This is a genomic window from Thermococcus sp. (genome assembly GCF_027008145.1).
Lineage (GTDB): Archaea > Methanobacteriota_B > Thermococci > Thermococcales > Thermococcaceae > Thermococcus.
Window position 1 is genome coordinate 1 of the sequence record NZ_JALTCZ010000060.1, and the last position, 9340, is coordinate 9340.

Genomic DNA, 9340 nt, shown 5'->3' on the forward strand with positions numbered 1-9340 from the left:
CAAAAAACAAGTGCATATAGCGTGCAATGTGCACACTATAATGCAAAGTGCAAAGATTAGAGCAATGCTTTGTGAAACGTGCAACGCAACGCGAAAATGCAACGCAACGCAAAAACGCAAAGAAAAATTGCAAACAAAAATGAAACACGCCATCAACCCCAACCTTTTTCTTTCGAAAGCCTCACCCTTAGGGGAGCGAGACCCTAAACTTCTACACTAAAGCGAAGAAAGACAACATAAAAACGCAACACCCCCCCTCCCACCGTTAATACCCCAACACCTTAACATCCTCCCTAATTGCATCTCGCGTTGCAATCACTTCGCCGTTTTCTACACTAAATTGAAATAATAGGGGGAGGCCCTCCCCGAGGGGTCGAAGACCCACTTTAGTTTGGGTTTGGATGAGAACCCCTCAAACCTCCCTGCCAATGGAGGGGGGTTAAGTCGAACCCTCGCCCTTCAGTGCGGGGAAGAGATCAGCTCCTTTTTCCTCAACAACACTAAGCTCAAGTTTTCACAACACTGTTCTACGGAAACCTACTACAACCTCAACAGTGTGAGCAAAACTTTCACAGCTTTCCACATAACATTGCTCTACAGAAACAAAGAGAGGTGCTGACCTCCTCCCCGCCCTAAAGGGCCTTTCCACATAACATTGCTCTACAGAAACTCCTGCACCCCCATGATAGAAGGGAAAAAGGAAAGGCCTTTCCACATAACATTGCTCTACAGAAACAGGTTCTCAAGCACGACAGGGGAGCTTAGTGTCTCTGTCTTTCCACATAACATTGCTCTACAGAAACTGGGTAGAACTCAAGCTGAGACACTACCAAGTTACCCTTTCCACATAACATTGCTCTACAGAAACCTTTCGGGAAACTTTCTCAGTTCCCAGAAATAGGAAATGTCAAAACTCCTATTTAAGCCTTACCGTGAAAACCCGTGTCACTGCACTCTATTTATAAAGCCGGCACAAAAACCAAGAAGGTTCACGAAGACTGCTTTCGTTTCTTTCCGCCTTTGAGACATATGAACACCAAAACACGCCAATCGAAACGTTGATTTATACGATGGTGGGGCTTAAACCCGATGAACCCCTGATACAAAACGTCTCAGGCTATCTTAACCTTTCAAGCTTCCCGGTAAGGGGTTGATTCGGGAGATTGGGGCATCAGAATGCTTTCTTGCCAAATGTATTCATCAGACGAAAAATTACTACTTATGAGGTAATCAAAAGCCAAAAAGCTATTGTATGGCTCCAATAGGTTGTTACAGTCATATAAACTTGGAGTAGATAAATTCAAAAACGACCAGAGGGCAAAAGGCTAAAAAGGCTTTCCCTAAAGGCTGAACTCCCCCCAATAGCATGCTAACCGAGGATTTCCTCCTTTATCCTCTCTGCCAGCTTGCCTATCGCTCTGCTCGCCGGACTCTCGGGGAAGGCCTCAACGAAGGGCTTGAGGAGGCTCATGCTCCTTGGTATCGCCCTGTCGTAGGGTATCTCGCCGAGAACCGGGATCCTCTCACTCTCGGCCCATTCCCTCAGCTTCGTGAAGCCCGGGTTGAGATCGGCCTTGTTGATTATCAGGTAAGCCGGCTGCCTGAAGTGCTGGACGATCTTGTAGGCCCTCTGGACGTCGCTCAGAGATGCAGGCGTCGGCTCTGCTATGAGTATCGTCAGATCGGCTCCCCCTATGCTCGCTATCACCTGGCAGCCAATTCCGGCTGCCGAGTCGACTATCATGTGCTCCAGCTTGAGCTCCTCCATGATCTTCTTCGCCCACTCCTTCTCCTCGGTGACGAGCTTCCCGCTCTCCGGCCTTCCAACGTCAAGCTGGGCAGATATAATCGGAAAGCCGTACTTCGTGGTGGCCTTCCTTATTACCCCTGAGCGGACTTCCTCAAGGCTTATCGTCCCGGGAACCGGACAGACGAGGCCGCAGACATTGCAGCCCTCACAGGTGAGCTCGTTGACGACGTAATTGCCCTCATCGTCTATGTAGATGCACTCGTAGGGACAGCGTTCCATACAGATGCCACACCTTACGCAGTTCTCGGTGTTTATTTTAGCCACCTTCGCCCCGAAGTGCTCCCTATCTTCTTCCCACTCAGTAACGCCGAGGAGAAGGCCGAGGTTCGGCGCTTCGGCATCTGCATCAACGGCCACGAAGCTGTAGTCGTCCTTCAGCAGATAGAGGAGTGATGCCGTTATGCTGCTCTTTCCAACGCCACCCTTACCGCTCGCTATCGCTATCTGCATCACTCACCACCCCCGAGGAAGCCAACAACTTTCCCGGCCAGCTCCCGGAAGATTCCCGCCTCGGGAGCATCCCAGAGGACTGCCGGCTTCCCCTCGACGTAGCTCCTCACTATGTTCTCGCTGTAGGGTATCTCAGCTACAACTTCCGCTCCATGCTCCTCGGCCAGCTCGTAGACCCTCTCCCTCTCGCCGAGGTCGGCCCTGTTAATAACGACCCAGGTGGGAATCTCCATGAGCCGACCGAGCCTCAGGATCAGCTCGGTGTCATGTATGCCAAGGGGAGTGGGCTCTGTGACCGCTATGAGCAACTCCGAGCCCTCAATGGCCTTTGAAACGGTGTTTCCAGTCCCAGCGGCGGTGTCAATGAGCAACAGTTCATGTGGAACCGAGCGGGCAAGCTTTTTGGCCTCAACGACAAGGGGCATCGAGCGCTCCTCACCTTCCTTAAGCTTCCCCGTGACGAGGGTGAACCCGTAAGGCGTCTCGGTGACGTAGGTGTGGCCTATCACCTTAAAGGCCTCCTGGATGGCACCTGGAACAGGGCAGACTATCTCGCAGGCCCTGCAGCCGGAGCAGAGGTTCGGCATGAGGAAGGGCGTTCCGTCCCTCAACGTTACTATCGCGTGCTCCTCACAAGCATCTGCGCACTTCCTGCAACGGGTGCACCTGGAGTAGTCGAAGCGGGGCATGAACTGGTTCACAGGCCTCTCGTTAGCCGGTTCAACTCCGAGTAGGAGATGGTCGTTTGGGGCTTCGACGTCGAGATCAGCGAGAACCAACCTAAAGTCCTTTGCGAGCGCTATGGCAAGGTTTACAGCGACCGTTGATTTCCCGGTTCCACCCTTTCCCCCGCTCACCGCTATCTGCAAGCTCTCACCCCCGGGATTAGGGAAGCCTAACCAGTTATAAGGTTTGTGCATAAGCACGATAAGGCACGTTGAAAAGGAGATGAGGACAGGTTGAAGAAGAGGAGATCAGAGGATCTAACCAAACTGCGGTTTAAGAACATAGGGCCCCGATTAGGACGACCTAATGCTTTTTAAACTCCCTCCCGATTTTATCCCGGTGATGCAAATGGAAAAGAGATGCCTCAAGGTTGCCTTCGGGATGGAGGACGATGAGCACCTGATCGATGCCCACTACGGGGATTCGGAGTTTTTTGCCATCTATGAAATCTGCGAGAACGGGAGCGTTAAACTCCTCGAAAAGAGGCACAACAAAGCGAAAGACTTCGAGGAAGAGGAGCACGGTGATCCAAGGAAGTTCAGGGCAGTTGTCGGCCAGCTCCTCGACGTTGATGTCTTAGCTGCATTCAGGATGGGGCCGAACTTTCTGAGAATAAGAGACAAGACCAACAAGGTAGCCTTCTTTACCAGAACCAGGGATTTAAAGCTCGCCCTTCAGAGGTTCGTTGAGGACTTCGACGACCTCTGGGAGCGGGTTCAGGAAAAGAAGAGAGCCATCGAAAAGCCAATCCTAGAGGAATGAGCATGAGGTTCTGGGGCATAGAGCCAAAGGTCGGGCTTGCTTCAGGTTTATACAGCCTCCTCGCCTTTTACCTGAACGCGAGGTTTAACCTAGACTGTGCCTTCCCTGTTCCCGGTCTTTTTCTCCTCGTTTTAGGCCTGGCCCTCTGGTTAATCTGCTACCTCCAAGTTTCAAGGGCCTACGCGAGGAGAGAGCTCCTAACGAGCGGCTGCTACTCAAGGGTAAGGCACCCGATATACTCGATCTGGGGCTTTCTAATCCTCCCGGGCTTCTCGCTCGTGATGGGGGGCTTTATGCTTGCTCTCCCGGTTGTTTACTGGCTCTCTGTTCTAGTCTTCATAGAGGGAGAGGAGAAGGCCCTTGAGGAGAGGTTCGGCGATGAGTGGCGGAAGTACGCGGAAAGAACACCCCGCTTCGTTCCAAGGCTCTAATCTCCTCCCGGTTCACCTCTACGTCCTGGCCCACCTAAGGAAGGCCACCGTAGATTACGCCAAGATGATGGCGAAGATGAGCGAGCTACCCCTTTCCCTCATCGAAGACGCGATAAAAGACCTAACGGAAGCTGGGCTGGTGGAGAGGGACTCTGGGAGTGCAGTAAAGAGGAGCAAGGCCCGCTTTAAGAAGGCCTTCGAGGTCCACAAACACCACACCTATTACCGGCTCTCGCGCGAGGGGGAACTTTTCGTCCGTTCAATCGACGAAAAGTGGCTGAAAAGCTATTTCAACTCGCTTTTTCCGGACGGCTGGAAGGTAGTTAGGGCTTTGATTAGAGCTAAAAACTTCAACGAGCTCCCAGAGGGACTCAGAGATGACAAAATTAGGGAAGAGCTCCTCCTGCACCGCTTCATAACGCCAGCCGGAAGAAAAACGGAGTTCTTTAAACTGTTGGTGGAGTTTCTTGGGCCCGGGTGAAACGTTTATAGGGGGAATGGCGGTAGCCTTACAGGAGGGAAGGTCATTGAAGAGCGAGTTCGCCACGAAATTCGCCTTCTGGTTCTCGTGGTGGGCAGTGATAATCTTGGTGGGCATTTACACAGGGGGAAAGCTCCCCGGCAGGGCCAGATGGCTCACCGTTCCGCTCGGCATCTTCCTGATGGCTTATGGTCTGCTTCTCAACTCTATAGCCGGAAGAACGCTGAAGAAGTACGGCCACTTCGATATAAGGAAGGGCATCAGAAAACCGGAGAAGCTTGTAACGGTTGGAATATACTCCTGCATGAGGCATCCTGCCCAGTTCGGCTCGATTTTCTTCGGCTGGGGACTTGCCTTCCTGACTTCAAACGTCTACGCCATCGTCTTAGCTGGCTGGTACTCCTTCTCGGCCCTCTACTTCATCCTCGCCATCGAGGAGAGGGAAACGCTGAGGGAATTCGAGAAGGACTACTGCAGGTTTCTGGCGGAGAGGCCTCCCTTCAACCCCTCCCCCCGGTGTCTCCGCGAGGGGCTGAGAGCCCTAAGAAACGGCCCTGCTCCCCCAAGGGACTAAATCTCCAGAATCGTTCCAGTCCTTACCTCCACAAACTTCTCAGGATACCTTCTCCTCACGTAGTCCTTTGCCTCATCGCCGGAGCAGTGGGCGGGAGCTATAAACTCGGCCATCTCGGCGAGTCCCTCCAGCGTTCCCGGAGGGGGATAGTGGAAGCCACCGATCACGAGGTGGGCTTTTTCGTAGCCTGAAACCTCAAGGACTGCCCTTGTAAGTCTATCCACGCCCGGGTGGGAGCAGCCGACAATGACAACGAGCCCGGAAGGCGTTTCCACCCCTACCGCCTGCTCAAAGCCATCCAAGGCTCCAGAGGTCCAGATCCCGTCGGCTATCTCGCCCGCGTTGCGAACCTCCACAACCTTCAGCCCCCGGATCGTTCCTCCGGGCGGGGCGTAGAGCCTAAGTCCGGGGTTGAGCCGAGCAATCAAAGGAAACCCGCCGTAGTGGTCGCCGTGCCAGTGGCTCAGAACCGCGAAGTCAAGGTTTTCGAGCAAAACGCCGAGGGCCTTTGAGTTGTGGGCCAGAACCTCACCCCTCGTGTCGGCATCAAAGAGGAAGCGGTTCTCTCCTTCAACCAGGACGCTCCAACCCCAGTCGTTTATCAGTCCAGTCGATGGGATGTTGTCGTTGAGGATTGTGAGCCTCATTCCCATCCCCCAAGTTTAGGGTTCCCTTAAAAACAAAAAACATCAGTACGGGTAATACGCATAGGGATAGACGCGCCCCCTCCAATAGCCCCGTCCATAAACCCAGCCCGGTCTCTGCCACGGCGGCAGGTAGCTGAAGGGCCCCCTGCCAGGCCATGGGGCTAACCACCTTCCCCTGCCAAACCATACCCTGCCTCTTCCCCAGCCTCTCGGCATGGCCATCACCAGCTGTGCATATGCACAAACGCTCTAAAAAGCTTACTGGACAATTTTGAGTATAACTTAAGGTTAAAATACCAAAAACTTTATCGTAAGTTCATGTAATTATCTTTTGGTGGTAAAAATGACCCTGAACCGTGAAGAAGCCGTTAATGCCCTCCAGGTCACGAAGGATAAGATCAAGAAAAAGGAGTCTAAGTGGAAGTACAAGATAGCGGTCCTGAGCGGCAAGGGGGGCGTTGGAAAGAGCACCGTGGCCGTTAACCTTGCAACGGCCTTGGCAAAAAAAGGCTACCGCGTTGGGATCCTCGACGCTGACATACATGGTCCAGACATAGCCAAAATGGTGGGGCTTGAGGGGGTTGACGTTCTGGCAGAGAGAACGGAAGACGGCCGCTTCGAGATGCTCCCACCGGAGACTGACTTCAGCGGGAAGACCACCCCCGTTAAGGTCATGACCCTCGGCTTTATTGTGGGAGAAGACCAGCCGGTCATCTGGCGTGGGCCCCTCGTCACGAAGGCAATATGGCAGCTCTTGGGGGACACGAAGTGGGGTGAGCTTGACTTCTTCATCGTGGACTTCCCGCCCGGAACAGGCGACGAGATACTGACGGTTGTGCAGAGCATAAACCTCGATGCGGCGGTAATAGTGACCACCCCACAGGAGGTCGCTCTTTTAGACACAGGAAAAGCAGTAAACTTCATGAAGAAGATGGGAGTGCCCTACGTTGCCGTCGTTGAGAACATGAGCTACCTCATCTGCCCGCACTGCGGGGGTGAGATAGACATCTTTGGGAAGGGCGGTGGAAGAAAGCTCGCTGAGAAGGAGGGTGTGGACTTCCTCGGTGAAATCCCCATAGACTTAAAGGCAAGGGAGGCCAGCGACGCTGGCATTCCAATAGTCCTCTACGAAGACACCACCGCCGCAAAGTCCTTCATGGAGATTGCAGAAAAACTGGTGAAGAAGTTAGAAGAGATGAAAGTGAAGGAAGAGGCCGAAGAGCCATCTAGTCCGCTGTGAGGTTGATGAACTCCCTTAAATTCCTTATCAGCTCGTCGTTTTCTTCTTTTCTCCCGACAGTCACCCGAATGTGGCCTTCGAGCCTCCCGCCCAGCTTCTTCACCGCTATGCCTCTCTTCAGCAGAAAGTCGTGGGCATCGAGTTTCATGAGGAGGAAGTTTGCCTCGCTCGGGTACGCGTAATCTTTGAACTCGCGGTAGAGCCTCTCCCTCTCCTCGATTATGTACTTAATGACGTGCCCCACGTAATCTAGGTGCTCGAACATGAATTCCCCGGCCTTAAGTGATAGAGAGTTCACGCTGAAGGGTGGGATAACGCGCCTCAGGTAGCCCATTGTCTCCTCACTTGCGACGGCATAGCCGAGCCGTGCTCCTGCCAGGCCGAAGGCCTTGGAGAACGTTCTGAGTATTATGAGATTGTCATAATCTTTCACGAGGTCTATGTTGCTCTCCTTTGCAAACTCCGTGTAGGCCTCGTCGAGGACAACTGGCGCACCAGTTTCGAGAACCTCGATTATTCTCCTCTTCGGGTGGGTGTTTCCGGTGGGGTTATTGGGGGAGCAGATGAAGACTGCCCTCGCACCGTCAGTATGAGCCTCAACATCGCCGAGTTCAAAGCCCTCCCCGAGGGGAACGTCGATTACTTTAATCCCCTCCAGCGCCGCGAAGAAGCCATACATGCCGAAGGTGGGGGAGCTTATCACTATATGGTCTCCTTCAAAGACCTTTAGAATTAGACCTATCAGTTCATCGCTTCCGTTGGCGACGATGACGTTTTCAGGGGAAAGGTTGAGGTACCCTGCGATTTTTCCCTCCAGTTCCGTGGGATAAACCGGCGGATAGCGATTGAGGGGGATTTTTGAGAGTTTTTCAAAAAGCTCTTTTTTCAGTCCATGGGGGAGGTCGAAGGGGCTCTCGTTCTTGTCAAGGCAAATCCTAGCCGGAACCTCGGGCGGGGCTTCGGCCCTCGGGAGCCGGCGTATCGAACTCCTAATCCTCCACATTACTACCACCCCTCCTTGGGCAATACACAACCTCGCAGAAGGTGCAGACGAGCTTCGTCTTGTCCTTCTCCGGAGTTTTTATGAGGATCCGCCTTATTCCGGGTATCTCCCCCATTTTCTTCAGGGTTTCTCCATTTAGGGGCTTCTCAAGGACAATTGACAGCTGGGTTTCCTCCCCAGGCAGGCTCTTCATGCTGACGGAGACAACCTTATTCCCCTCGTCGAGAATAACTCCAAGAAGATTTTGGAGCACCTTCGTGGGTTTCTCCTCGACCTCGACCTGGAGAACCTCCCAGTTCATAACAGGTGCGATGCTCTCAACCTTCAGTTCAGGCTCAATCCGCTCGAAGAGCAAACGGAGGGCGCTGGTGGACTCTATGATCTCCACTGTGTAGTAGACTACCTTCCTGTTTGCCCCGGAGGCCTTAGCGACCTCGCTTATCGAGAGCTTCGCCCCACTGAGATTTGGATGGCCGTTCCTGACGCTTACCCCCTCCCTCAGCAGGAACTCTGCAACCCTCTTTCTCGCGGGGTAATGCTTGAAATACTCATCTATCAGGATCATCTTCCCACCTTCTTCTCGCGGATTATACGAGCCGTCCTCTCAGCGACCTCCTTCTTGGTCCCCTCAAACATCTCACGCGGGAACTCGAAGGGAACTTCCCCATCAGGCGCCTGCCTCTTGAACTTCACGACCCTCACGTAAACCTTCTCTCCCTTCTTTGTAAACTCAAGGACGTTGTCTGCGCTTTCAGCGAGTCTCTCGTTCTGTTCCTTAAACATCGCCGAGTTCACCGCGACGAAAGCCACTGAGCTGGCCTTCCTTATACCTTTGGTGAGAACGTCGGTGAGTTCATCTTTCACCTCACTCCCTATGAGAAGGAGTGTGAAGGAAGGGACAACGACTATCGTCCTCCCATCTGCCATATCAAGCACCTTCTCAAGCTGTTCCGGCTTCGAGAAGCTACCGATGTAATAGTTGACATCAACCTTCTTCAGATCCTCGCAGGAGGGCTGATAGTCCAGGAAGGTTATTCTCTCCGTATCCTCTTCCTTCATGCCGAAGATCCTCAGGTTCCTCAAAATCCCGCACACCGGGGAGCTCGTGGCAAAGTAAAGGACTTTGTAGTCCGGGTTCTTTTTCAAGAACTTTACGATGAACTTCTGGGCGAAGAGGGGCTTTGCAGCAGCCATTGGTCCTGTAAGGAGGGTAAAG

12 protein-coding genes and 1 CRISPR repeat array are annotated in these 9340 nt (G+C 53.1%); of the genes, 5 read left to right on the forward strand and 7 right to left on the reverse strand.

What is annotated here, in order from left to right:
• The first annotated feature begins 575 nt into the window (after positions 1-575).
• Positions 576-868: direct repeats of the CRISPR family, unit length 29 nt; unit sequence CTTTCCACATAACATTGCTCTACAGAAAC.
• A gap of 501 nt (positions 869-1369) precedes the next feature.
• Positions 1370-2260: an ATP-binding protein gene (locus tag MVD07_RS02975; protein ID WP_297498455.1), complete on the reverse strand. Its 891-nt coding sequence runs from the start codon at positions 2258-2260 to the stop codon at positions 1370-1372.
• Entirely contained in the window at positions 2260-3129 is an 870-nt protein-coding gene (locus MVD07_RS02980; RefSeq protein WP_297498457.1) for an ATP-binding protein, read from the reverse strand. The genes MVD07_RS02975 and MVD07_RS02980 overlap by 1 nt, the downstream gene beginning before the upstream one ends.
• A 199-nt stretch (positions 3130-3328) precedes the next feature.
• Between MVD07_RS02980 and MVD07_RS02985 the strand changes: the two genes are divergently transcribed.
• From MVD07_RS02985 to MVD07_RS03000, 4 genes are read left to right on the forward strand one after another with little or no spacing between them, the layout of a single operon-like run.
• Positions 3329-3748 carry a NifB/NifX family molybdenum-iron cluster-binding protein gene (locus MVD07_RS02985; RefSeq protein WP_297498473.1) on the forward strand — a complete coding sequence of 140 codons (420 nt, stop codon included), beginning with the start codon at positions 3329-3331 and terminating at the stop codon, positions 3746-3748.
• A gap of 2 nt (positions 3749-3750) precedes the next feature.
• Positions 3751-4179: an isoprenylcysteine carboxylmethyltransferase family protein gene (locus tag MVD07_RS02990; protein WP_297498459.1), complete on the forward strand. Its 429-nt coding sequence runs from the start codon at positions 3751-3753 to the stop codon at positions 4177-4179.
• The gene (locus MVD07_RS02995) at positions 4127-4660 is read left to right on the forward strand and encodes a DUF2250 domain-containing protein (protein ID WP_297498461.1); all 534 of its coding nucleotides are present in this window, start codon (positions 4127-4129) and stop codon (positions 4658-4660) included. The genes MVD07_RS02990 and MVD07_RS02995 overlap by 53 nt, the downstream gene beginning before the upstream one ends.
• Before the next feature lie 16 nt (positions 4661-4676).
• The gene (locus tag MVD07_RS03000) at positions 4677-5234 is read left to right on the forward strand and encodes a methyltransferase (RefSeq protein ID WP_297498464.1); all 558 of its coding nucleotides are present in this window, start codon (positions 4677-4679) and stop codon (positions 5232-5234) included.
• On the opposite strand, the gene MVD07_RS03005 is transcribed toward MVD07_RS03000, so the two are convergent.
• The gene (locus MVD07_RS03005; RefSeq protein WP_297498475.1) at positions 5231-5881 is read right to left on the reverse strand and encodes an MBL fold metallo-hydrolase; all 651 of its coding nucleotides are present in this window, start codon (positions 5879-5881) and stop codon (positions 5231-5233) included. The genes MVD07_RS03000 and MVD07_RS03005 overlap by 4 nt on opposite strands.
• A 42-nt stretch (positions 5882-5923) precedes the next feature.
• The gene (locus tag MVD07_RS03010) at positions 5924-6103 is read right to left on the reverse strand and encodes a hypothetical protein (protein ID WP_297498466.1); all 180 of its coding nucleotides are present in this window, start codon (positions 6101-6103) and stop codon (positions 5924-5926) included.
• A gap of 121 nt (positions 6104-6224) precedes the next feature.
• Between MVD07_RS03010 and MVD07_RS03015 the strand changes: the two genes are divergently transcribed.
• Positions 6225-7121, forward strand: a complete 897-nt coding sequence (locus MVD07_RS03015) for an Mrp/NBP35 family ATP-binding protein (protein WP_297498477.1) — start codon at positions 6225-6227, stop codon at positions 7119-7121.
• On the opposite strand, the gene hisC is transcribed toward MVD07_RS03015, so the two are convergent.
• The 3 genes from hisC to MVD07_RS03030 form a co-directional block, all read right to left on the reverse strand.
• A complete protein-coding gene (hisC, locus tag MVD07_RS03020) occupies positions 7108-8124 on the reverse strand; it encodes a histidinol-phosphate transaminase (protein WP_297498467.1) in 1017 nt (338 codons plus the stop codon). The two genes, MVD07_RS03015 and hisC, sit on opposite strands and share 14 nt — an antisense overlap.
• Positions 8111-8689 (reverse strand): regulator of amino acid metabolism, contains ACT domain protein, encoded by a 579-nt coding sequence (locus MVD07_RS03025; RefSeq protein WP_297498469.1) that lies wholly within the window; start codon positions 8687-8689, stop codon positions 8111-8113. The genes hisC and MVD07_RS03025 overlap by 14 nt, the downstream gene beginning before the upstream one ends.
• The coding region (locus MVD07_RS03030; RefSeq protein WP_297498471.1) for a hypothetical protein at positions 8686-9340 on the reverse strand (655 nt) is incomplete at its 5' end. The genes MVD07_RS03025 and MVD07_RS03030, both read right to left, overlap by 4 nt.